The following is a 22,099-nucleotide window of genomic DNA, read 5'->3' as shown; positions in this document are numbered from 1 at the left end:
TTCAATAAGTCAGTGTATTTGACCTTTTTATTACCGCAAAACAAGACGATGTCAGTTTATTTTCTCTTGCGTTTCTTTGCCGACTGCATGGCTGAGTATATCTGGTAAAGCAGATAAGGCAGCAAAGCCAGTATCAGCGCTTCTATACCACTTAGCTTTTCACCGGCCAGAATAAGTACAATAATGAGCAATAATCCTACAGCCACAAGCTTGAGAAACTTCATTGATTCTTTCGCTAACACCTTCTGCATTTTGCTTCCTTTTTTCAAACAGAAATACTATTCATGAAAAGCCAATTAACAGTAAAAAACTATGTCCATTTATGGCTTTTCACGCTTAAATAGTCAAGCGAGTAGCTGATGAAAACTCAGAGTCGGTTATCAGAGAAACAAAAAGCAGAAAACAAGGCAATCACTATGTCGGCACTAAAATATTTATCAGGCTACCCTGCCCCTGTTCTCGATCAAGTCAGCGCCGCTATTTCAGCAAAAACACTCGGCCAGTTTCTGTTAAAAAAATATCCAGACACACATGACATTAAAACTAATAAAACGTTGTATGCCTATGTGATGGATATGAAGAACCAGAATCTGCGTCAATCGAGCCCACTCAGCAAAGTGATTTATGATGACAAACTGGATGTGCTGCATAATGCTCTGGGTTTACACAGCTATGTCTCACGCGTTCAAGGCAGTAAATTAAAAGCCAAAAATGAAATGCGTATTGGATCCGTTTTTAAAACTGCACCGATAGAATTTTTAAATATGATTGTGGTGCACGAACTGGCGCATTTAAAAGAGAAAGACCATAACAAAGCCTTTTATAAACTCTGCACCCACATGCAACCTGACTACCATCAGCTTGAGTTTGATGTGCGGCTTTACCTTACCCACTTAGAGATATTTGGTGAGCTATATTAGTCTTTTATAATGCGCTAATGTATCGGTTTTAGTCTGAGTAATGATCAAGTATTCAGACAAACAGCACATAATCTGAATTACATGATTCCACTGGATTATTCGCTTATACATATCAATGTTCAACTCTCTCCGAGCACTGTAAAAATGTTCATTGACAACCTTGTTAATTATATGGTTATTTAACCTTATAACTAACGTGTGAATTTAATCAAAAAATAACATTTTTCTACATAGCTGATTGGGATAGAGACAGTGCCAACGAACAACCAAACCATACAGAATAAACATTCTTTTGTTGTTTTAAAGCATGGTTTATTAAAAACCGGCCCAACCTATCTCACTCCAAACAATGACAAATGTTTACATTTATTATTGTTTGTAATGAGGTCATTAACTAACAGCCAGAAAGAGTATTAGTCAATGACATCGACGATATCAAGAACCTCGTCAGAGGCAAAACTGAGTGTTCTTTATCTGGGCAAAGATAAATACTCAGAAAATAAAATTAGCACTTTACTTGGCTCTCACGTAAGTAATTATCTGACTGCTGATAATTGCGATAATGCATTAGCTTTATTTAAACAATATGCCATTGACACCATCGTTGCTGAGACTTTTTTTCTTAGGGACATGCCAGACTGCACTATTCATAAACTTCGTCACATTAATAACAATATCAATATCATTTTAATTAATGAAAATTATGAAGTGATATCTTCACCTTTCGATTTGCCTTGCCTGGCAAAGGAACAATGTCCTTTAAAACCTACCAGTCTGGATAATCTATTCAACGCCATATCAGATAGCCGTAAAGAATCTGATAAAAATGATCTGATTCACATCACTTCATCAGCTTTTTTTCACAGTTCTGTGGCAATGACAATAACTAGTCATGACAATAAAATCATCGCCGTTAACACTGCATTCACTCAAATTACAGGCTTTAAGCAACATGAAATTCTTGGTAAAAATCCGAGAATACTGAGTTCGGGTAAGCACGATAAACAGTTTTATGGAGAGATGTGGACGGCCCTTTCTCGAGAAAAGAAATGGAGCGGTGAAATTTGGAATAAACCAAAAATGGTGAATTATTTCTCGAATGGATAACCATTAATGCCATCACGAACAGTACTGGTGAAATCACACATTATTGTTCAATCTTTGCTGATATCACCGAACGTAGGGCGGCAGAGGAAGCCATCTGCAGGCTGACATATAATGATCCTCTAACAGACTTACCTAATCGACGTGCGTTTATGGAGCGCCTGGAAGACTCGCTTGTTATTTCCAGAAAAAATAATCAACTCTGCGCCATTTTGTTTCTTGATCTTGATAACTTTAAAGATATCAATGACACCTTGGGTCATGATATCGGAGATGCCGTTATTAAAGAAACGGCATCACGTTTGAAAATGTGTATCCGTGAAGATGATCTGATCGCCAGACTAGGCGGTGATGAATTTACCGTGTGTCTGACAGACATGTGCTCAGCAGAAGATGCAAGTACGGTTGCTCAGAAACTGCTGGATGCCATGTCATCCCCATTTATTTTAGACGACGAAAGACTCTATTTTTCATTTAGTATTGGTATTGCTCTATTTCCTGAGCATGGTGAATCAACTCAAGAACTACTCAAGCATGCTGATCAGGCGATGTATCATGCAAAATTCTCTGGTCGTAACAAATTTTCTTTTTTTGATGTTTCCATGGCGCAGCATGCCCTTAACAAAACGGAGATCGTAAAACATCTTCGAAACTCGATGGGTTCAGACCAGTTTTCAATACATTATCAGCCCATAGTTAACCTTGAAACTGGCATGATTGATAAAGCAGAGTCTCTACTGAGGTGGACACATCCAGAACTCGGCTACATTAGCCCAGATGAATTTATCCCAATAGCCGAAGATATTGGGTTGATATGTGAATTAGGCGATTGGGTATTCCGCCAGAGTGCCTCTCAAGTGAAATCCTGGCAGGAAAAATTTAAAGAAAACTTTCAGCTCAGCATCAATATATCGCCTAAACAATTTCAAAACGAATCTTGCGATCTCCAGGAATGGACCGATTTTTTATCACAAAAAGCTCTTAGCAATAAGGCAGTTTCCCTGGAAATTACTGAAGGTGTGATGATGAATGAAGGCCCGATGACTGAACAACGATTAGGCATGTTAAAACTGGCGGGCATTGAAATCTCACTTGATGATTTTGGTACTGGGTATTCTTCATTGGCTTATTTAAAAAAGCTGAATGTTGATTACCTAAAAATTGATCGTACTTTTATTCAGAATATTCATATCAACCACGATGATCAGGCGATGTGTGAAGCCATTGTCGTCATGGCACACAAGCTTAATATTAAAGTCATTGCCGAAGGGGTTGAGAACGAAGCACAGTTAAACTTTCTAAAATCCGTTGGCTGTGATTATGCTCAAGGCTACTGGTTTTCCAAACCAGTCACGAGTGATGACTTCGAATTATTATTGTCGGAAAATGAAGCACAACTTCACTAACGATAGTTAATAGATCATGTTGAATAACAGCTGCGTTTTTTAATTTGTACGAGCTTCAACAGTAAGTGCGAGTTTAAATACCGCAAGACCTGACAAACTTAAAAATAAGCCGACCCAGACCGGTGCTACCCAGCCCATTTGCTGACTAATCACAAAACCACCTAAAAAGGCACCAAGGGCGTTCGCTGCATTAAATGCCGAATGGTTAAGAGAGGCTGCAAGTGCTTGTGCCTCGCCAGCTACATCAATTAAGCGAATCTGCAACACACCCGCTAAACCTGTGACAGTAAAACCAATCAAAAACAAGGCCGCAACCGCTGAATAAAGTTGCGTCATACTGAATGCCGCTATCACAAAAGCAATAGCAGAACTTACCAGCACAGCAACGATGGTTTTGTTCAAATGTTTATCTGCTAACCAGCCAGCAACGAGGCCACCAATCACCATACCAGTACCGAATACAGCTAAGGCCATGGGAACCACTTTAATGCTGGCACCAGTATATTCCGTCAAAATTGGTGAGGCATAACTGTAAACAGAAAACATGCCACCAAAGCCAATTGCACCTATGGCCAGGGTCAGCCACATATTGATGTTTTTAAAACCCGCCAGTTCAGATCGATAACTGGCTGAAGCATGTGGGGCAATGCGTGGCACACAAAAGCTAATCGCAAAAATGGTCGCCAATGCAATCATCGCAGAAAACTCAAAGCCCGTTCTCCACCCAAAAGATTGGCCTAACCAGGTAGCAAAAGGCACGCCTATGACATTGGCAATGGTGAGTCCCATCATCACTTGAGCAATGGCTGTGGCGCGGCGATGTTGTCCGGCCAGATCAGCTGCAACCAGTGAAGCAATACCAAAATAAGCACCATGAGGTAGCCCAGCGATAAATCGACTAAGCAACATGGTTGTTGAGCTATCTGCAAACGCGGTCATCGCATTAGCCAAGCCATAAAACAACATCAAACCCAATAGCAAGGTTTTACGTGGCAATTTAGCCCCAAGGATAGCCAATGCAGGCGCACCGACCGTCACACCTAAGGCATAAGCAGTAATGAAATGCCCCGCCGATGGAATGGATACCTTCAGATCAGCAGCGATTTCCTGAATCAATCCCATTGCCACAAATTCTGTGGTGCCAATGCAGAAACCACCGATAGCCAGGGCAAAAATAACCAAGGGTAATGAATAAGAATGTGATGCTGTGTCTTGCGAAGTCATGTGCTCAAATGGCTTATTGGGAAGGCGCGCAATGTAACACAAACCGTGTTAAACCAACATTAAGATAAAGCGACATTTATGCCTGTCATCAGCTCATGAAGTCGTGAGTAGAAATAAATGATAAATTCGTTGAAGTACACATGGCTAACATTAGGCAATTGCAGCAAATTTTGCTTTGGATTTATTTAAAGAGGCAACTCACCTTGTTGCCAGGATGATGTTTTTTGTTTCTTGTTCGTTGCGGTTTTTTTTCGACTCGCATGTTTTTTAACGATAATTGCAGCTTCTTGCTTATGTTGTGATTGCTTCCTTAATTCATACAGACGTTGTGCAGCTGATTTTCGAGCCGACTTTTCATCAACAATGGGTGCAGGATACCCGTTCATCAATGAAGGACGAGTCCATGGTTGATGAATAAAAGGTGCTGGCATATCAGCTAATTCAGGTATCCATTGTCGGATAAAGTCGCCTTGGGGATCTTGCTCCATACCCTGCTTGATAGGGTTATAGATTCGAATACTATTAATGCCGGTGGTCCCAGACTGCATTTGTACCTGTGGGTAATGTATACCTGGTTCGTAATCTGTAAATAACTTGGCCAGATATAATGCTGGTTGCCGCCAATCTAACCAGAGATGATAACTGGCAAAACTCATCAACATGGCTCGCATACGAAAGTTTATCCAGCCTGTAGCAATTAATGCTCGCATGCAGGCATCAATCATAGGAAACCCGGTCAATCCACTTCGCCAGGCATCAAAATATGTCTGATTGATATCGGACATTCGCAAGCTATCGTATATCGTATGCATATTCTCAAACTCAATACGCGGTTCATCCTCCAGTTTTTGCATGAAATGACAATGCCAGCGAAGACGGGCTGAGAATGAACGCATTGCTTGTCGCCATTGTGATCTCGCTTGTGTATCGCTTTGTTTGATACTGGTAATACGTTGCTCAGTGGCCTGGTAGACTTCACGAATCGATAAAGTGCCAAATGCAAGATAAGGTGAAAGCCGGGAACAACTATCAACCGCTGTTAGCGGTGAAGACATTTCCTTAGTGTATCCCTGTCCTCGTTCGTACAAAAACGTATCTAACAGGCGAAGTCCTCGCTCCCGTCCTCCTACTTGCCGTTGAACACAACCATCGTCAACTAAGCCGAGTTTGTCGGCCTTTGGCAGATAATCATTTTTTTCGCTGGGGCCGGTCAGATTTTCAGGACAGATATAACAAGCCTCACTCATATGTTGATACCAGCGCTTGGCCCACCCATCTCTGTCTTTAAGCCGTCTGATAACACCATGCTGACGAGGTTGATGCCAGTTGAGCTGATGTTTATCAACCCAATTCTGAACGGCAATATCCCGCTGATATGTCCAACCATTCCAGGTCTCCTGATGCGACCATAGTGATGTGACATTATATTTTTGCCTCAATGATTCCAGAATACTGACAGCATCACCGACTTTAACGATTAATGGACACCCCAACACGCTGAGTGCTTCATTTAGCTGGTATAGGCACTCTTTAAGAAACGCGAATTGTCTGTAACTCATGTCTGGCTGTGACCATAGAGCCGGCTCAAAAATATATACAGGTAGAATCGGCCCCTGCGCTGCTGCAAGTGTCAGGGGGGCATGATCATGTATTCGTAAGTCACGCTTAAACCAAACCAGATTCATTAAATGATGACTTCTTCAAAAAACTACGGTGTTGAATACTTTCACTAAATATGTGAAAAATAAGTTAAGTAGTTAAATTCGGTTAGCCATTTTTGTGACTTAGAAAAACTCTAATGACCGACTTGCACCAGCAACAAATTCGCTGAAGCTCAACACGCTCTCTTTCACACGCGTCTAATAGGTAAGATATGGAAAACAAAATACTCTCTCCCGGAGCAAAAGCACTTGAAGTGAACCTTGATAACGTCCGTTACGGCTCTTTTGCTGAAATTGGTGCAGGTCAGGAGGTAGTGCGTTGGTTCTTTAGAGTGGGTGGTGCCGCCGGTACTATCGCAAAAAGTATTTCCGCTTATGATATGAAAGTGAGTGATGATATCTATGGCGAGGCACCAAGATATGTCTGTCGTGAGCGCCTCGAAGATATGCTGGAGTTGGAATATAACCTCAATATAGAGCGCTTAAGTGAACAACGCGGAGACACTACCGCTTTTTTTGCCTTTGCTGATACGGTCTCTGCTCGCAACTATCACGGAACAAATGAGTGTCATGGCTGGTTGGGTATTCGTTTTCAAACTGAACCCCACAGCGCGCCCAGTGAAATCATTATTCATGTGCGTATGCTGGATAATGAAAACTCTCTACAACAAGAAGCGCTCGGTATTATTGGTGTCAACCTTGTTTATGGTGCATTCCACTATTATCAAAGCCCCGATCTCTTAGTGAAATCCTTACTGGATAACCTCACAACTGATCGTATAGAAGTAGATATGGTGGACATGCATGGCGATGCCTTTTTACATGTTGATAACCGCGTGATTAGTCTACGCCTTGTGCAGCTTGGCTTGAGCGATGTGGCCATGTTCTCTGCCGATGGCAAGGTTCTGCAGCCATCTGAACATCTGCGAAAGAAAAATGTGCTTGTCGAACGTGGACGTTTTCGCCCAGTGACCCACGTCAACATTGATATGCTCAATTCAGCACGTAAACAGTTTGATGCAGATAATGCAGCGTCGCCAGCAGATACGATCTCAATTATGGAGATCACGATGCACAATCTCCGTAGTGAAAGTGACAGTATTGATCTGGAGGACTTCATCAGCCGTGCTGACGTGCTGGAGGCTGCAGGACACACTGTAATGATTTCTGATTATCCAGAATATTATCGTCTTGTTTCCTACCTCTCCCGCTATACCGATCGTCATATTGGTTTAACGATGGGGGCCCATAGCTTGGTGGAATTGTTTAAAGAAGACTATTACAGCCGCTTGCAAGGTGGGATTCTGGAAGCCTTTGGTCGCTTATTCAAGCATAACGTTAAGCTATACATTTATCCATACAAAGATACTCAAACCGGTACTTTATACAAAGTAGATAATCTTAGAATTGATCCTAAACAAGCTAATCTCTATGAGTATTTGAAACAAGGTGAACACGTTCAGCAGCTCAGAGAGTTTAATGAAGCCTATTTACCGATATTTTCACCGGATGTCTTGAAAATGATTACCGAGAATCAACACGGTTGGGAATCTCTGGTGCCTGAGGTAGTGGCTGAAAAAATAAAGAAACAACGTCTGTTCGGTTATAAAAATTGATATACGTAGGATCATCCACAGCTCTTCGACTTACTTTACTCGTCAGATTGCAACTTACTGACTTATTTTCAGACTCATTAATAAGATCAGTGCTGATGTTTCTGGTCGCAAAAATCTATCTCTATCAGCAGCCGATTTAAGTCAGCCATAATCAGTCACTACCGAGTGATGATAGATAAGGCATTTACTGAAAACAGGATATCGCCATGCAGATAAAAATTTCGATACCTCATGCTGATAACTCTCAGAACACTGAGGTGATTGAAGATCGCAGGGATTTGATATTAACCCACCAGGAAGCATTGGCAGGAAGTCCTGACGATATGGCTGCGTGTGGTGAGGAAGATATCGGAGCCGGCCTAGAGTTTTTGGTAACACGACATGAGCATCACTAAGCTGATGGCTAATACAACAGAAACTATCGATTAGCTTAAATGTCACCTCCTATAACTTTGTTTCAGTTTTTAATGGAGGTAAGTCATGGCGCAAGGCAGTAAAGAAAAATATACCGACAAACAAAAACGTAAAGCAGAACATATAGAAGAAAGCTATAAAGAACAAGGCGTTTCAGAAGAAGCTGAAAGAATTGCCTGGGCTACAGTCAATAAAGAGTCCGGCGGTGGCAATAAATCAGGCTCAGGACGCGGTAAAAAAGACAACCACAGCGCTAGTCGAAATGGTGGTGAGAAAAGTCACTAACAATCAAACCAGTCAGTGACTTTTACTCACAAGGTATCCCTGCCCTGCTCTTTCTGTGTATTTATTAAGGTGGCCATCATTAATCAGCGGTCACTGTGATTCTGTTTTTACTGTGAAGGTAGATTTCAGAATAATGACAGCACCTTTACCAAAGCCGTAACTGGTCATCAATAAACTGGCATACAAATAGACATTAAATAAACCTGCTCCGGTTACCTCTGGGTTAAATGCATCATGCAAAGGATCTAAAACCGGGAAAAGCGCATACATCAAAAATAAGCTTGAGTTAGTAAAAGCCCCTATAACCATTGCCCAACGGACATGCCAGGGTAAAGCGACTTTGACAGCATAATAGCCTAATATCAACGCCGTCATAATCAGAAAGTCCAAATGCGCCTGTAACACACGTTTAGGTGAACCTGGTATAAGCGCTTGAAGAAATTCAAGCTGGTTATATAAGCCCACCAAACACCAGGCCAAGATTAATGCCATAAGAATCCATAAACAGGCGCCTCTAAGCATCACAATATTAACGTTATTATCTGTTCTATTCTGCATATTTCTCTCCTCAAATTTCTCATTTTTTTCTGTGTTATTATCCACTTATAAAAACCGACGTCTTGACTCAAAAGGCGCAATAACATGACCGATAAAGCGATGGTCAATATGAGAGAGAGAAACATGAATACTAGCCTTTCCCAATTACATGGGCAGCGCTTATGTACTGATGATCAGCCACATTCACACCGACTGGATTGGTTAAAAGAAGTGATTGGACGTGAGTACGCGAATGTCGATGTTAATCCGTTTAATGATGAACCGGTATTTAACGAAATGGCTATATATCCATGGCAAAATGGTGTGCGTCTATCGCCCATTAAATCTCATTCACTGCAAATAGAGCGTTTATCAAGAGAACCGACGGATATCAGCCAGGATTGTTATTTTGCTGTTTTAATCACTGAGGGAAAATATAAACTCGAACAAGATGGTCGTGAAGTCTTTTTAGAAAAAGGTGATATGACCTTATACGATGCAACACAATGGCACCGCATTACCATGCCACAGGCTGTATCGAAAGTAATTATCTCACTCCCGAGAGACTACCTGAGACAACGGATCAGTCATATAGGTAATCTGACAGCAAAGAAAATAACAACTCAATCCGGCACTGCAGCCATCGCAGCATCCTGTATCCAGTCTCTGACGCAACAACTGGATATACTGGATAGCAATGCCTTTCATTCCTTGCAAGATCCTCTTGTTGATTTACTGACCTTGTCACTCAATCAACTGGAACCTAAGTCAGTTCAACTATCCAACACTCAAAGCTCAACACTATTTCATGTGAAACGGTATGTTAATCAACACTGCCACTACCATGAATTAACACCCAAAATGATATCTGAAGCCGTGGGTCTGTCCGTGCGCTACATCAATAACCTTCTTCAAGCTGAGCAGACATCGTTAATGCGTTACGTCACACAACAACGACTCAACAGCGTCTATCGAAAATTAAATAGCCGGCAGTTTATGCATCGCACCATTACCGAGATCGCACTGGAATCCGGATTTAACAATATGGCTCACTTTAGTCGGGCATTTAAAACACAATTTGGTGTATCGCCCCGTCGTTTTCGACAAGAAGCTAAAAATAAACTGCTCATTTTTGACGCCTAATCATCAATTTAAATTGATAAAGTAGGACGTTGCTTTACTTTTTTATGATCATCGTAGTGATGACTTTTCACCCAGAGAGAGAAATAAAATGATAAAAAAACAATCCGGTAATGCCGCTTCACAATTCTTATTGTGGCTACTCGTGTTAGTGAATACCGCAGGAATTGCTTATCACTATTACCAAACTGAGATAAAAGCGAAACAGATTCCTAATCTGGTTGGCACCTGGAGTGGTGTTAATCTCACGGTATCCGATGAAAAAGGTTATAAAACCTGGGATGATAAAACCGTCACTATTACAGAACAGCAAGATCGTCGTTTTCGTGGCACTTTTACTTATGCTGATGGCACTAAACACTTTTTTGGTGTGATTTATCCTGATAATAAATCTTTCACCTGGGTATCAACACCAAGCCATGGTTATGTCCATGGTCGTATTCTTAACGACAATACGATAGGCACCTGTTATGTGGAAACCTGGGAGCATGCGACTGCAGGTTGTGCCACATTAGAGCGACAAAAATAGTCATTCATAAAAGTATTAGAAACAAAAAAGCCACCGTTTAAGGTGGCTTTTTATTTTTACCTGGAACAAATTACTAAGCCGCTTTTTGTAGGTTTGCTCTACGACGCAGACCTAAGAAGCCAAGTAATGCTGGAGCAAACAAAAAGGCTGCTGCAGGAACAGGCACTGCTGATGGAGGAATAAAACCAGATGGCTGTGAGTGAATTTCAGCATTTTGATTCAAGCTTCTAGCCACTAATGTGCCTTCAATATTGCCATAAGTAGTCACATCCGTACCCAGCGCTAAAATGCTACCGCCAAATTGTGCTGTGATATGAAGACTATCTGCATCAACAAAATTCCATAACAGCATATCCGCTAAATCAACGGCTGAGTTAGCCAGGAAATTCACGCTGATATCGTATTCAGAAAGTGCGTCATCAAAGACATTGAATAAAATACTGGTAGCACTACCGAGGTTAAATGCAAACTCATTGACGCTCTCGAAGAAGCTCTGACCGTCGTTAATATTAAACACAGCCAGTCCATCAGTATTTGGTGTGGCATTAAAAGTCACTTTGCCACCGGTAATGGTGTAGTTACTATTGAAATCAGTGCCTGCTAACTGGTTCGAAAACTGGCCTAATGTATTCACCGCATTTGCCGCTGCAGCAGCCGGGTCAAACGGTGCTGATACAGGTTGATTGATAACCGTACCACTACCGTTAGCGCCAGCAAAACCTGTATTAGTGCCGCCATAGATGGTATTACCGCCGTTGGTATTGACACTGCCAGAAATATCGCCGATGACTGAGGTCGAACCATTACCGTTGGCATTATTTTGCACCCAGCCTGAGACTGAGTTCATATATGCATCGCCACCGTCATTAATGTTCAGTGAGCCCGACACATTACCACCGATGTTAACGCCCTTACCTTTTGTTTGCACAGTGCCGTTAAGGTCACCGCCAACAGTCAGAGAAGGAACGACTGCATTGGAAGTTGAATGCATGTTGTACATGCCACCAGTAACATTGCCACCGATTAATGCGTTACCATCAATTTCAGAAGTACTGATCACATTACCACTAGTAATGAGATTGTATTGATTAAGAAGAGACATGGCGTCAATCTCAACAGCATCAGCGTAAGCAAGTTGATTGACACTTAGAGTAACTAATCCGACCATGGCAAGTTTAGAAAAACGCATTTTGAATCTTCCTTATATGTGATTACTTAAAGCTTATTAGTGCTGCAAGTAAATATCTATTGTACTAAAGTACTATTTTTTATTTTATTTTCATTTTTTGATCACAAATTAATATGTCAAAAACAAAAATAGGTGGCTGGATACAGAAATCACTGCAGATAGTCTATGACAATCCGTGGATTCAAATCCGTCATGAAGAAGTCATTAGACCCAATGGCAGCGAGGGCATCTATGGTGTGGTTCATTTCAAATCCCGCGCCATTGGCGTCATCGCCATTGATGATGACGATCATACTTGGTTGGTACAACAAAGTCGCTATCCAAATAATGAAACCACCATTGAAATTCCTGAAGGTGGCGGCCCACTTGATGAGCCTCCCCTGGAAGCGGCGAAAAGAGAACTCAAAGAAGAAACGGGATTAACCGCTAAAAACTGGCAGCCACTCATGGAATTACGTACCTCCAACTCAGTGACAGACGAAAAAGCTTATATATTTCTTGCCACAGAGCTGACACCTGGCGAGCAAGAACTTGAAGAGACTGAAGACATTGAATTAATAAAAGTCCCGCTAGATACAGCCATTGAAATGGCCATGAACGGCGAGATTATTGATGCCATGTCAGTGGCTGCACTATTAAAGCTAGCCATTCAACGCAAGAGCTAGAGCTGGAGCTGGAATGCAATCTCGCCAACATAAAAATAAAAATTTTTATCGTAGAACATTTTTTTATTTCACTTTTGAATAAAACTGCCGATAAATAATTTAGGTCAACATGGTTGCGAGATGGGCGACAATCCATTGGTGAGTATAGCTCCGAGTACATGAAGACATATAGTTACTGATTGATTCTAGCTCTCTTGTGTGAGGCACTATGTCAAATAGCTCCACTTCTTCTAAATCGACTACGTCTCATCACATAAAGCAGCTGCTCATTCCACTAATACTGCTTGTGCTCGCTTTTTTTAGCTTTTTTTTATCCCCCTCAATTGCAAAAATCATTACAGGATCCGAATTACACGGATACGAAAGTCATCCTGATATTCATTTTCCTCAATTTATGAACTCTCCCCCCCTGGCACCCGCACTGATACTGGCTTCCTTTTCAGGCTGCGAAGATATCTGTCCATCAAACTATCAACTTATCAAAGAGTTGAACGAGGCTTATCCCTCCGAACTAAATCTCTATGTCGTGAACATCGGCGATGAAGTAGATAAAGAAACATACCTAACGTGGTTAGCAGAATACACAGGGCTAAATGTCCAAGAACTATCTGGTTTTGATCTAGTACATGAGAATATTCAACAACTTGCAAATGGGGTGATTAACCATGCGGGTTATTTGTATAGCTATTTTCCACAAGATAATAGCTTACTAACCTATACCAACCCTACGACAAAAAAAATACTTCAAGACCTCAATATCAAAGCGGAAAAACACAATGAGTAATGACAGAGATTACAGCCAGCTTTACGCAAGAAGACAGCAGGACATGCAGGCGAGCGACAAGCTCGTTTTGATCATTCTGCTAAGTCACTTGCCGTTTATCTATTTTCTTGTACCAATGGGGTTTGGTACACATATTCATGGTGCCATACCCGCAACTTTGGCATGTTTATCCTCATTTTTTGTCTACAAGACTATGCCTGGCACATTAGCGTCTCGTTCTATCATGACTGTCAGCCTGATGCTTATGTCTATGATTGTGATCATGCAACAGTTTGGTCGACTCGAAATGCACTTTCATATCTTTGCAACGCTAGCATTCATCATAATCTGGCGTGACTACAAAATGCTGCTGCTAGCGGCTGGCGTTATTGCTGTTCACCATGCCGTTTCTGTACCCCTACAATTAGCTGACACCCAGTTATGGAATATTGATTATGTGGTGTATGGGATACAGTGTGATTGGGAGATATTCTTCATTCATGCAGCGTTTGTGATCATCGAAACAGCCGTTCTTGTCTTTTTTTGCTTGAGGATGCAAGCACAGTTTGATTTGTCAAACAAATTGATGGTAACCATCCAAAACTCTGCTAAAGATCGTGACTTTACAATTAGCTTCAATGATATTAAAGCCACCACAGTGAGTGATGACGAGTTTGTTAAGAGCCTGAAATCATTCTATGGCACTATCCGTCATGCATTCGCTGAATTCAAACATGCTGGAGCTCGCTTAGATGAACTCGCACAATCCTCAGTCAAATCACTAGAAGAGGATGTGTTAGAACTGAACCATCAAAACGCTCGAGTTGAATCCGTTGCTGCAGCATCAGAAGAGATGTCACAAAGTATTTCTAGTGTGTCAAAAACAACGGAAGAAGCTAGTGCACTATCGTTACAAGCAACCGAGAGTCTGAAACAAACTGAGTCAATTAGTCATGAGGCATTAGAAGAAGTGGTTAGTCTCATCAATAATCTGAAACAGGTTGAATCTACATTCACGGGTTTAAATAATAGTATCGAAGGCATTAACTCATCAATTCAATTGATTAGTGAAGTTTCTGAACAAACAAATCTCTTATCCCTCAATGCTTCTATAGAGGCAGCTCGAGCCGGAGAACATGGCCGAGGCTTTTCTGTTGTTGCCGAAGAAGTTAGAAGCCTTGCTCTCAAGAGTAAAGGGGCGACAGAATCCATCATGTTGATGGCCAAACAAATCAATAGTTCTGTAGAAGTCATGACAAAAAACATTAGCGAATGTCAAAGTCGTGGGCAAACAACAATCAATACGGTTAACAAAGCTGACAGTGCTATGAAGGACGCTTCTACAGGTGCAATTAGAATTAGTGATCTCAATGTACAAATTTCACAAATGCTCGCAGAACAAAGTAATGTTGCAGAAAAAATCAGTCGTACATTGCAAGAAGTATTCACCACAAATGATGCCATCATTTCGAGCACAAGAGGATCTCTCGATATTACACGTGAAAATCAATCCCTTGCCGATAAGCTATCAAAAGAAGCCAATCAATTTAAGGTGTAAAATACTGATTACGCAAAATTTTGTAACATTTTAAAACTAATAAAAATAGGCGCAAACTCAGAGTATGACGCTGTAGAAAAATGTCATACTCTGAATTAATTTACAGTCGCTCAAAAGTGTTATCATCAGACCAGTGCAGGATAAACAACCAACCGTTTTCAACAAGATCACGTACAGTTTTATGCTTGGCAATCACATTTTCAATCGCTTGTTTCGGAGCAGCAATATAAACACTGAGTCTAAGTGGTTGGTGACGCCACTGCTCTCCATCATGAATAGATTGCATTGCGAGACCAATTCGTAAATCGCCACCATTCCCCTCAAACACGCCGACATGCTGACCAACGGCATTGTGTAACAACTTATTACCACTGCCGAAAAACGTATTATCTGTCACCGATAGGTTGTACTGCATATTAATCCACTGCGTGACGATCATCGGCGCCGTCATGATTTGCTCTAGTAATGCAAATTCAGCGTCTGACTGCCAGTCATAATCATGCAAAAAGGAGCGTCCTTGTAAATCCAGTCCACGCGTACGTTGACGAGGTGCCACAATAAATGACGCATTATTGGCCAAGCCCCATTCAGGACGCACTTCAGACCAGTCTTTGCCTCTGTCTTTAAGTGATTTTTCTAATGAAGCATCATCCAGGTCTTTTAATGCTGCATCCATTATCTGAACGCGTTCACGACGAGTTTCTATGGAAGCCTGTTTTAACCAGGCTTCAATATCATCATTATTCAATGTGTCAAAACACACAATTTCATCAGTTGTGGTGTTATGTAATCCTGCTATGAAACGTGTTTGTTCTGGAATATGGATGTCCGCTTTTTGCAGCTCCGTTCTGATAGCAGGATCGTTTAACAGGCTGGTTAAAACTCGGACATTCACCTCGCCACTCTGACCACAACAAGCACCACAGTCCAGACCTGAGGCATGCAAATTATTGCGAGTTTCACTACCATGGCCCAGCAATAATATGGTGGATGCAAACGTCTTCGTCAGTCCCATGCCTTTAAGTACGCCGGTAACCAAATTAACTTTTTCGAGCAAGCTTAACTCAGTGTGGTTTTGAGTTAATTGCCAGTCTTGATGGTGGGTGAACTCATCTATTAATTTTTCTTTCTTTTTACTAAAGAAATTATCTTTAATCAGTTTATAAGCGTAGGTCCAGCCCATGGTTTCTACCATGGTGAATGACGATACCGGTGAACTCGCCCAGTTTTTCCAAGTACTTGCGTTACTCACCTTATTCAGTTTCTTATGATTCGGCGTTTGCTCACTCACTATCACTGAAGGCGCAATCAAGCCCGGTAGCTGAGGACGATTTGCCTGAGTCTGTGCCGGTTGATATGTAATAGGTAAGCCAAAGAAACCGGCAAAACCAATAGTTTGAATAGCCTCACTCTGTAATTCCAGATTGCGTCTGATACGTTCAGAACGTACATCAATACAAAATGCGGCTTGTAAGACCGGTGTTGAATCAAGTGGCTTGGCTGTTTGGCTTAAGGTTTTCTGTAATTGTCGTTGGTAACTCAGTTCAGCTGCATAAGCCCATATCCAATAATGACAGGCATAATCATGATGGGCGGCTATGCGCGACATCAAAGACGCTTTTTGATGCTGCCACTGTTGTTTTAATGCGCTGAATTCAACCTGCCCAGGCTTGCTTTTCAACTGACGCCAGATAATCAAATCCCAGGCGATCCGAATCGCTAGTAGCGCTTCGACACAGGCTGTTTGTTGATTGTTGAGACGGTTTTCCCAACGTTGCCATGCAAAATAGCTGGCCCAGCCATTAATACACATCAATAACTTATGGGCATACAACTCTAGTTGTTGTGGAGATAATTCCAGCTCAGCAACAGCCTGAGCAAACAAGCTGTCTGGATTGTCGGGTAGCTGAGTGAAAGCATGGCGCAGTTTTTTCTCACCCATCAGCAATGACATGCCGTAATCATGCCGCGTGAAATCCAGCCAGGCAGCGTAAAGATGATCGAAAGTCTCAGGCTCCTGATTCACAAACTCACCACAAAACTGACTTACCTGGTGAACGATTTCATCCTGCCAACGCATTTTGTGATGATCACGGCTTAAATCGGCAATTTCAGCAATGCTCAAAGCCGCATTCGGCTGGGCCTGTTCAAGTGTTGCCTTGAGTTCATCAACTGTCACAGTGCTGGCATCATAAGCCTTAGCAGATTCAATTAATGCCGACTCACTAATATCGCCTTGTTCGAATAAATCCAGGTAATAGTCAGCTGACATTGTGGTTTTCAAACCTTGTAATGCCCCTACTCTGGCTGAAGCAGACTCGATGGTTTGCTCACGAAACTCCCACAGGGCATTCACCGCAATAAATCGATCCAGAGGCCAGTTTGGGGCAATCAATGAACTCGCTTGATTGATGGCAGTCGCATGCTCAACACTGAGTTCAGTCAATGACTTATTAACACTGTTCATGAAGTCGGCTCCTTGGTAAGCGACGGATCGTTCTGTTTGATAGCTGTCTCTGGTCTTAACGTGATCGGCCAGAGAAACAAGGTCAGACGGGTCATGAGTTCATCTAAATACAAACCAGAAAACAACCAGCGATATAAGGTTCTGGTCGCTTTAGCCTGAGGAAATACTCGCACCTGTACGGCAAGTAAAAATAAGGCAACAAAGAGTGCAGACAACCAGATGTCCATGGCGTCAAACATCGTACTCGCCGGCAAAGGTGGCATTACCCAAGTCAAAATGGTTTTCCCGCCCATGTAAAAGCCAACCAGTAACGCCACTGTCAGACAAGAAGTTAAAAATTGAAGTATGGTGCCATTTCTGACAGCAGAGACCAGATATAGCGCCAACGCTGTATTTACTAATAACCAAACACTCAGTGGCCCTGAATAAGAAGTGAAATACACAATCCCATAGGTGCTGATGACGACCAATAATAAACTCGACATGGCAGAAATAAACGTCACATTTTTCTGCGGCGCTAATTGCTTCAAGCTATATTCCTGCAGAACATCACCGGCACTGAGGAACATATAAGCCTTATAGAGTGAGTGAGAAATTAAATGAAGTAATGCCAGTTCATGTAAACCTAAGGCACATTCAATCAGCATCAAGCCCATCTGAGCACAGGTTGACCAGGCCAGTTTTACCTTAACGCTGATACGCGTCATCATCACCAAGGCACTAACCAAGGTGCTCAGCCCTGCAATAATCAATATCAACCATTGTGCATCTGAGCTGAAGGCGATTAATGGGGCAAAACTCAGTAACAAAAAGCCACCCAGATTGATAATGCCAGCATGCAATAAAGCACTGATTGGCGTCGGCGCTTCTACAACCTGAATCAACCACCCATGTACGGGTAACTGTGCACACTTAATCAAGGCAGTTAAGGCAAGCATAATGGCCGCACATTTTTCTGCCAGACTCAGTTCAACCGGAATACCTGCACTCATGTAATGATTGGTCATTTCAGCCAGATAAAACGTCCCCAGCTGTGAGTACAACAACACAATCGCGCTGAGTAAAAAAATCTCGGCTACTCTCGCTAAAATAAATTTTTTATGTGCGGCCAGAACGGCGCGTGGTCTGTCGGGATAAAACAATAATAAGCGATGGAAACATAAACTAATAGACACCCAGCCCAACCAGAACAGTAATAAATGATTGCTGACAATGACGACGGAGACGGACGTTAAACTGAGGAATAACCAACGCCAGTAACGATGAGTGTTTTTCTCAGCAAACAGATAACGCTGTGAGAATTTGATTAACACTATCGCCATAAAACACACCAGCAATAGCACCAGCAGATTCACATTATTCATTGCCAGTAATGCTTGTGGCTTGTCTGTTTTTTCGATGTGTCCCGCTGTAATGACGATAGCGGAGATCATAATGGCTGCCGAAATCCATTTGAGCATTATCTGACGCGTTTTGTCACTAATACGACTTAAGCCTGTGATAAAGCCGGCTAATGACAATGTCAGCGGAATAAGAACGGGCAAAACAGCTGTCAGATCAAGATTCACAAACACACCTCCTTAAGTTGAAGAGAGTATGGCAAATGCTTTAACATAAATAAAATAGATATTTATTAACGAAAAGATAAGTTTTACTTAACTATGGCTAAAATCAACTATCATCATCTCTATTATTTCTGGCGTGTTGCTCTGTCTGGGAGTATCACAAAAACAGCTGATGAATGCCACGTTTCACAGTCAGCTTTATCACAACAAATCAAACAACTCGAAACATCGATGGATGTCAGATTATTTGAACGTGCTGGCAGACAACTGTTATTAACCGATGTAGGCAGAAAAGTTCTAAGCTATGCAGATGAGATATTTACCACCGGTGAAGAATTACAATCCTTTATTAATAAAGGAGGAACAGCCACACAAAAACACATCAATATTGGTGTGCTCACCACCTTATCGCGAAACTTTACCGAAAGCTTTATCAGCCCGCTGCTCAAACAGCCCAATGTCAGCTTCACACTCACCACTCGGGGTATGACTAATTTGCTTAATGGTCTGACCAGTCACGAACTGGATCTTGTGCTGACCAATCGTTCTGTCAGCCAACAGAATGATGATGCGATATGGCAAAGTCAGTTAGTATCGAGGCAATCAGTATCGATTATTGGACCAGCGCAACAAAATCCCAATAACACCTTTCCACAAGGTTATGAAAATCTGAAATGGGTTCTGCCCACCAAGATTACAGAAATACGCTCAGCATTTGATGCCTACTGTGCAACACTGGGTTATGAGCCCGATATTATTGCTGAAGCTGATGATATGGCGATGTTACGACTGCTGGTTCGCGATACCGGCGCCATTACCGCCCTGCCCGCCGTGGTCGTCAAAGATGAAATATCCAGTGGCAACTTATCAGAGTACCAAGTGTTACCCAATGTCTATGAACACTTCTACGCAATCACCATTAAACGGACTTTTGTGCCTGAAATTGTTACCGACCTACTTCAAAAGAATATTGTCGATTAAACAGCCAGGTTAAATTAGCGAACACATTTCACTCTCATCAACCTGGATGAGTAAAGCATTGTCTTAACTGCTTCGCTGTTTTTTCTGCTGCCATTTTGCTGCTGATATTCGTAAATCCCATGATAAGCCCATTCTCATTCACGTTAGTCGTCCAGTCTGATAAGGCCTGAATACCAAAGCCCTGACGGTTAAATCTTTCTGCAACATCTTTATCTTGCTCATCTGAGAGAATATTTGTCACTAAATGCATGCCATTTTTATAAGAACTAACCTGAAGGTAATCACCTAAGATATTCGTGAGGGTATCAGCCGTTATTTCTCGTCGCTCTGCATACAAAGCACGCATCTTTTTTAAATGCAGAGCAAAATACCCCTCTGCCATAAAGGCGGTGACCACTTGTTGAGTTGCCAATGGTAAGGATTGATAACTTAGCGAGGCATACTTTTCAGCAATATCAACTAAGGATGTCGGTAACACCATATATCCCAGCCTGAGAGCGGGAAATAATGTTTTACTAAAACTACCTGCATAAATCACACGCTCAGCCTCATCCAGACTTTTTAATGCAGGTAAAGGGTAACCTGAATAGCGAAACTCACCATCATAGTCATCTTCCAAAACCCACATTCCTGTTGTCTTGGCCCATTCTAATAAAGCGACTCGTCTCTCAGGTGACAACGACATTCCAAGTGGGCTTTGATGTGATGGCGTGACAATGGTAAGACTGGGGTTTGGTGTTAAGGCCATGGCTTTATTGATATCCAGACCATGTTCATCAACCGGTGCAGGGACAATATTAACCCCGGCAGCACGCAATAGTTGTGATGCAAACAAATAACCTGGATCTTCCATACACACTTCACGTCCCGACAATGACAAGCACCGTATCAATAAATCCAGGGCACCTTGATACCCCATCGTGATGATGATCTGCTCCGCTTCGCAGTTGACACCACGTGATAAGCGTAAATAACTGGCTAAAGCTTGCCTAAGTGGTAAATACCCCATGGCATCACGATGTGATAATGCTGTGACTGATTGCTTTCTGGCCTGAGATGTCACCAGTCTTGACCAGGTCTTTCGAGGAAAAACATCATAAGCCGGGCACCCAGGCTGGAATAGAAATGACCGTTCCTGTTGTGCTGTGTTTTTGACAGAGTGTTTGTCTGGTACTGGCTTGGATTTTTCTAAACTATTCGAAGAGATATTGATAAACGTGCCAGCCTGTCCCTTGCTGATAAGTAGCCCTTCTCCCATTAATAAGGCGTAGGCATTCTCAACTGTTCCTCTGGCAACACTCAGTTCACTCGCCAACACCCGCGTCGAAGGCAACCGTTCACCATGTTCTAAACTGCCATCGCTAATGGCACGTTTAATACGATGAGAGATCTGAATATGGATCGGCTCAGCACTTATATTGTCGAGTGTTAAGAAGTATTTAGATTTATCGTTCATGAATTACTGCTTGATGATTCCATTTAAGACATACCCATTCTTATTTTATGGCCTAGAGTAAAACATTAAATATGGCTCTGTATCACAAGTCGATATGTTGAGATTATTCCTATGCACTTTACAACACAGAGAATATTTTATGTCACAACGTCTTAATTACCCTGAGTTATCTGCTGATTTATTCCATAAGTATTTCGAATTTAATCAAGTTATTAAACAGAATAAAACAGCAGAAGAGTTTAATGACCTCGTCACAATCAGAGCATCTCAGCTCAATGGCTGTGCGTTTTGTCTGGATATGCATATCAAACAAGCTAAAATTGCAGGAGAGCGTGAACTAAGACTTCATCACCTTGCTGTATGGCACGAATCTCCTTTATTCAACGAACGAGAAAAAGCCGCCTTATTATGGACTGAAGCTCTCACCCATCTGTCTGCAAAGGGCGTCTCTGATGAAATCTACAAACAAGTCCGGGAAACGCTTTCCGAAAAAGAAATATCGGATCTTAGCTTTCTCATTATTTTAATCAATGGCTGGAACCGCTTAGGTGTGGCATTTCAAGTTGAACCGGGGTCGGCTGATGCCATCTATGGGTTGAATAAAGCTGGATTAAATTAA

21 protein-coding genes are annotated in these 22,099 nt (G+C 41.9%); 13 read left to right on the top strand and 8 right to left on the bottom strand.

Going from position 1 to position 22,099, the window contains the following annotated elements; all coding sequences use genetic code 11:
• Positions 1 to 56: 56 nt before the first annotated feature.
• Positions 57 to 251: a hypothetical protein gene (locus QQL60_RS04815; RefSeq protein ID WP_007145204.1), complete on the bottom strand. Its 195-nt coding sequence runs from the start codon at positions 249 to 251 to the stop codon at positions 57 to 59.
• Between the two features lie 108 nt (positions 252 to 359).
• Between QQL60_RS04815 and QQL60_RS04810 the strand changes: the two genes are divergently transcribed.
• The 3 genes from QQL60_RS04810 to QQL60_RS04800 all read left to right on the top strand — a co-directional run bounded on the left by QQL60_RS04810 (position 360) and on the right by QQL60_RS04800 (position 3,430).
• The gene (locus QQL60_RS04810) at positions 360 to 920 is read left to right on the top strand and encodes a YgjP-like metallopeptidase domain-containing protein (protein WP_284722588.1); all 561 of its coding nucleotides are present in this window, start codon (positions 360 to 362) and stop codon (positions 918 to 920) included.
• Positions 921 to 1,340: 420 nt separating this feature from the next.
• Positions 1,341 to 2,027 carry a PAS domain-containing protein gene (locus QQL60_RS04805; RefSeq protein WP_284722587.1) on the top strand — a complete coding sequence of 229 codons (687 nt, stop codon included), beginning with the start codon at positions 1,341 to 1,343 and terminating at the stop codon, positions 2,025 to 2,027.
• Positions 2,024 to 3,430, top strand: coding sequence for a putative bifunctional diguanylate cyclase/phosphodiesterase (locus QQL60_RS04800; RefSeq protein WP_348530023.1), 1,407 nt, complete (start codon positions 2,024 to 2,026; stop codon positions 3,428 to 3,430). The genes QQL60_RS04805 and QQL60_RS04800 overlap by 4 nt, the downstream gene beginning before the upstream one ends.
• A gap of 39 nt (positions 3,431 to 3,469) precedes the next feature.
• On the opposite strand, the gene QQL60_RS04795 is transcribed toward QQL60_RS04800, so the two are convergent.
• Positions 3,470 to 4,654, bottom strand: coding sequence for an MFS transporter (locus QQL60_RS04795; protein ID WP_284722586.1), 1,185 nt, complete (start codon positions 4,652 to 4,654; stop codon positions 3,470 to 3,472).
• 185 nt (positions 4,655 to 4,839) lie between these two features.
• The gene (locus QQL60_RS04790; protein WP_284722585.1) at positions 4,840 to 6,339 is read right to left on the bottom strand and encodes an FAD-binding domain-containing protein; all 1,500 of its coding nucleotides are present in this window, start codon (positions 6,337 to 6,339) and stop codon (positions 4,840 to 4,842) included.
• A gap of 188 nt (positions 6,340 to 6,527) precedes the next feature.
• Here QQL60_RS04790 and QQL60_RS04785 point away from each other — a divergent pair, with 188 nt between their 5' ends.
• From QQL60_RS04785 to QQL60_RS04775, 3 genes are all read left to right on the top strand, one after another.
• Positions 6,528 to 7,931: a hypothetical protein gene (locus tag QQL60_RS04785; protein WP_007145210.1), complete on the top strand. Its 1,404-nt coding sequence runs from the start codon at positions 6,528 to 6,530 to the stop codon at positions 7,929 to 7,931.
• Between the two features lie 206 nt (positions 7,932 to 8,137).
• Entirely contained in the window at positions 8,138 to 8,326 is a 189-nt protein-coding gene (locus tag QQL60_RS04780) for a hypothetical protein (RefSeq protein ID WP_284722584.1), read from the top strand.
• Between the two features lie 85 nt (positions 8,327 to 8,411).
• Positions 8,412 to 8,630, top strand: coding sequence for a plasmid stabilization protein (locus QQL60_RS04775; protein ID WP_284722583.1), 219 nt, complete (start codon positions 8,412 to 8,414; stop codon positions 8,628 to 8,630).
• A 90-nt stretch (positions 8,631 to 8,720) separates the two neighbouring features.
• On the opposite strand, the gene QQL60_RS04770 is transcribed toward QQL60_RS04775, so the two are convergent.
• Positions 8,721 to 9,188 (bottom strand): hypothetical protein, encoded by a 468-nt coding sequence (locus QQL60_RS04770; protein WP_007145213.1) that lies wholly within the window; start codon positions 9,186 to 9,188, stop codon positions 8,721 to 8,723.
• An 84-nt stretch (positions 9,189 to 9,272) separates the two neighbouring features.
• Here QQL60_RS04770 and QQL60_RS04765 point away from each other — a divergent pair, with 84 nt between their 5' ends.
• Positions 9,273 to 10,310 carry a helix-turn-helix domain-containing protein gene (locus QQL60_RS04765; protein ID WP_284722582.1) on the top strand — a complete coding sequence of 346 codons (1,038 nt, stop codon included), beginning with the start codon at positions 9,273 to 9,275 and terminating at the stop codon, positions 10,308 to 10,310.
• Between the two features lie 88 nt (positions 10,311 to 10,398).
• On the top strand, positions 10,399 to 10,836 hold the full coding sequence (locus QQL60_RS04760) for a hypothetical protein (RefSeq protein WP_284722581.1): 438 nt from the start codon (positions 10,399 to 10,401) through the stop codon (positions 10,834 to 10,836).
• Between the two features lie 73 nt (positions 10,837 to 10,909).
• On the opposite strand, the gene QQL60_RS04755 is transcribed toward QQL60_RS04760, so the two are convergent.
• Entirely contained in the window at positions 10,910 to 12,025 is a 1,116-nt protein-coding gene (locus QQL60_RS04755; RefSeq protein WP_284451899.1) for a choice-of-anchor A family protein, read from the bottom strand.
• 113 nt (positions 12,026 to 12,138) lie between these two features.
• On the opposite strand from QQL60_RS04755, the gene QQL60_RS04750 reads away from it, so the two are divergent.
• The 3 genes from QQL60_RS04750 to QQL60_RS04740 all read left to right on the top strand — a co-directional run bounded on the left by QQL60_RS04750 (position 12,139) and on the right by QQL60_RS04740 (position 15,011).
• Positions 12,139 to 12,690, top strand: coding sequence for an NUDIX domain-containing protein (locus tag QQL60_RS04750; RefSeq protein ID WP_007145217.1), 552 nt, complete (start codon positions 12,139 to 12,141; stop codon positions 12,688 to 12,690).
• A gap of 208 nt (positions 12,691 to 12,898) precedes the next feature.
• Positions 12,899 to 13,474, top strand: a complete 576-nt coding sequence (locus QQL60_RS04745) for a hypothetical protein (protein WP_040576228.1) — start codon at positions 12,899 to 12,901, stop codon at positions 13,472 to 13,474.
• Entirely contained in the window at positions 13,467 to 15,011 is a 1,545-nt protein-coding gene (locus QQL60_RS04740) for a methyl-accepting chemotaxis protein (protein WP_284722580.1), read from the top strand. Before QQL60_RS04745 ends, QQL60_RS04740 begins: the two co-directional genes overlap by 8 nt.
• Before the next feature lie 100 nt (positions 15,012 to 15,111).
• Here QQL60_RS04740 and QQL60_RS04735 read toward each other — a convergent pair whose 3' ends face one another.
• Positions 15,112 to 17,478, bottom strand: coding sequence for a YbcC family protein (locus tag QQL60_RS04735; protein WP_284722579.1), 2,367 nt, complete (start codon positions 17,476 to 17,478; stop codon positions 15,112 to 15,114).
• Positions 17,475 to 19,046: an NADH-quinone oxidoreductase subunit L gene (locus QQL60_RS04730; RefSeq protein WP_284722578.1), complete on the bottom strand. Its 1,572-nt coding sequence runs from the start codon at positions 19,044 to 19,046 to the stop codon at positions 17,475 to 17,477. Before QQL60_RS04730 ends, QQL60_RS04735 begins: the two co-directional genes overlap by 4 nt.
• 93 nt (positions 19,047 to 19,139) lie before the next feature.
• Between QQL60_RS04730 and QQL60_RS04725 the strand changes: the two genes are divergently transcribed.
• Complete coding sequence (locus QQL60_RS04725) at positions 19,140 to 20,024, top strand: LysR family transcriptional regulator (RefSeq protein WP_007145222.1); 885 nt, start codon at positions 19,140 to 19,142, stop codon at positions 20,022 to 20,024.
• 37 nt (positions 20,025 to 20,061) lie between these two features.
• On the opposite strand, the gene pdxR is transcribed toward QQL60_RS04725, so the two are convergent.
• Positions 20,062 to 21,480 carry a MocR-like pyridoxine biosynthesis transcription factor PdxR gene (gene pdxR / locus QQL60_RS04720; RefSeq protein ID WP_284722577.1) on the bottom strand — a complete coding sequence of 473 codons (1,419 nt, stop codon included), beginning with the start codon at positions 21,478 to 21,480 and terminating at the stop codon, positions 20,062 to 20,064.
• A 139-nt stretch (positions 21,481 to 21,619) separates the two neighbouring features.
• Between pdxR and QQL60_RS04715 the strand changes: the two genes are divergently transcribed.
• On the top strand, positions 21,620 to 22,099 hold the full coding sequence (locus QQL60_RS04715) for a carboxymuconolactone decarboxylase family protein (RefSeq protein WP_284722576.1): 480 nt from the start codon (positions 21,620 to 21,622) through the stop codon (positions 22,097 to 22,099).

The sequence above is a fragment of the Methylophaga thalassica genome (assembly GCF_030159795.1).
Classification (GTDB): Bacteria; Pseudomonadota; Gammaproteobacteria; order Nitrosococcales; family Methylophagaceae; genus Methylophaga; species Methylophaga thalassica.
This window is presented reverse-complemented; position numbering and strand designations above follow the sequence as displayed.

Bases quoted from the DNA above. Each gene is read 5' to 3' on its own strand.
- QQL60_RS04775 (WP_284722583.1), top strand. From the start codon at position 8,412: ATGGCGCAAGGCAGTAAAGAAAAATATACCGACAAACAAAAACGTAAA.
- QQL60_RS04810 (WP_284722588.1), top strand. From the start codon at position 360: ATGAAAACTCAGAGTCGGTTATCAGAGAAACAAAAAGCAGAAAACAAG.
- QQL60_RS04745 (WP_040576228.1), top strand. From the start codon at position 12,899: ATGTCAAATAGCTCCACTTCTTCTAAATCGACTACGTCTCATCACATA.
- QQL60_RS04770 (WP_007145213.1), bottom strand. From the start codon at position 9,188: ATGCAGAATAGAACAGATAATAACGTTAATATTGTGATGCTTAGAGGC.
- QQL60_RS04740 (WP_284722580.1), top strand. From the start codon at position 13,467: ATGAGTAATGACAGAGATTACAGCCAGCTTTACGCAAGAAGACAGCAG.
- QQL60_RS04805 (WP_284722587.1), top strand. From the start codon at position 1,341: ATGACATCGACGATATCAAGAACCTCGTCAGAGGCAAAACTGAGTGTT.
- QQL60_RS04760 (WP_284722581.1), top strand. From the start codon at position 10,399: ATGATAAAAAAACAATCCGGTAATGCCGCTTCACAATTCTTATTGTGG.
- QQL60_RS04785 (WP_007145210.1), top strand. From the start codon at position 6,528: ATGGAAAACAAAATACTCTCTCCCGGAGCAAAAGCACTTGAAGTGAAC.
- QQL60_RS04725 (WP_007145222.1), top strand. From the start codon at position 19,140: ATGGCTAAAATCAACTATCATCATCTCTATTATTTCTGGCGTGTTGCT.
- QQL60_RS04790 (WP_284722585.1), bottom strand. From the start codon at position 6,339: ATGAATCTGGTTTGGTTTAAGCGTGACTTACGAATACATGATCATGCC.
- QQL60_RS04795 (WP_284722586.1), bottom strand. From the start codon at position 4,654: ATGACTTCGCAAGACACAGCATCACATTCTTATTCATTACCCTTGGTT.
- QQL60_RS04815 (WP_007145204.1), bottom strand. From the start codon at position 251: ATGCAGAAGGTGTTAGCGAAAGAATCAATGAAGTTTCTCAAGCTTGTG.
- QQL60_RS04750 (WP_007145217.1), top strand. From the start codon at position 12,139: ATGTCAAAAACAAAAATAGGTGGCTGGATACAGAAATCACTGCAGATA.
- QQL60_RS04755 (WP_284451899.1), bottom strand. From the start codon at position 12,025: ATGCGTTTTTCTAAACTTGCCATGGTCGGATTAGTTACTCTAAGTGTC.
- QQL60_RS04735 (WP_284722579.1), bottom strand. From the start codon at position 17,478: ATGAACAGTGTTAATAAGTCATTGACTGAACTCAGTGTTGAGCATGCG.
- pdxR (WP_284722577.1), bottom strand. From the start codon at position 21,480: ATGAACGATAAATCTAAATACTTCTTAACACTCGACAATATAAGTGCT.
- QQL60_RS04765 (WP_284722582.1), top strand. From the start codon at position 9,273: ATGACCGATAAAGCGATGGTCAATATGAGAGAGAGAAACATGAATACT.
- QQL60_RS04715 (WP_284722576.1), top strand. From the start codon at position 21,620: ATGTCACAACGTCTTAATTACCCTGAGTTATCTGCTGATTTATTCCAT.
- QQL60_RS04780 (WP_284722584.1), top strand. From the start codon at position 8,138: ATGCAGATAAAAATTTCGATACCTCATGCTGATAACTCTCAGAACACT.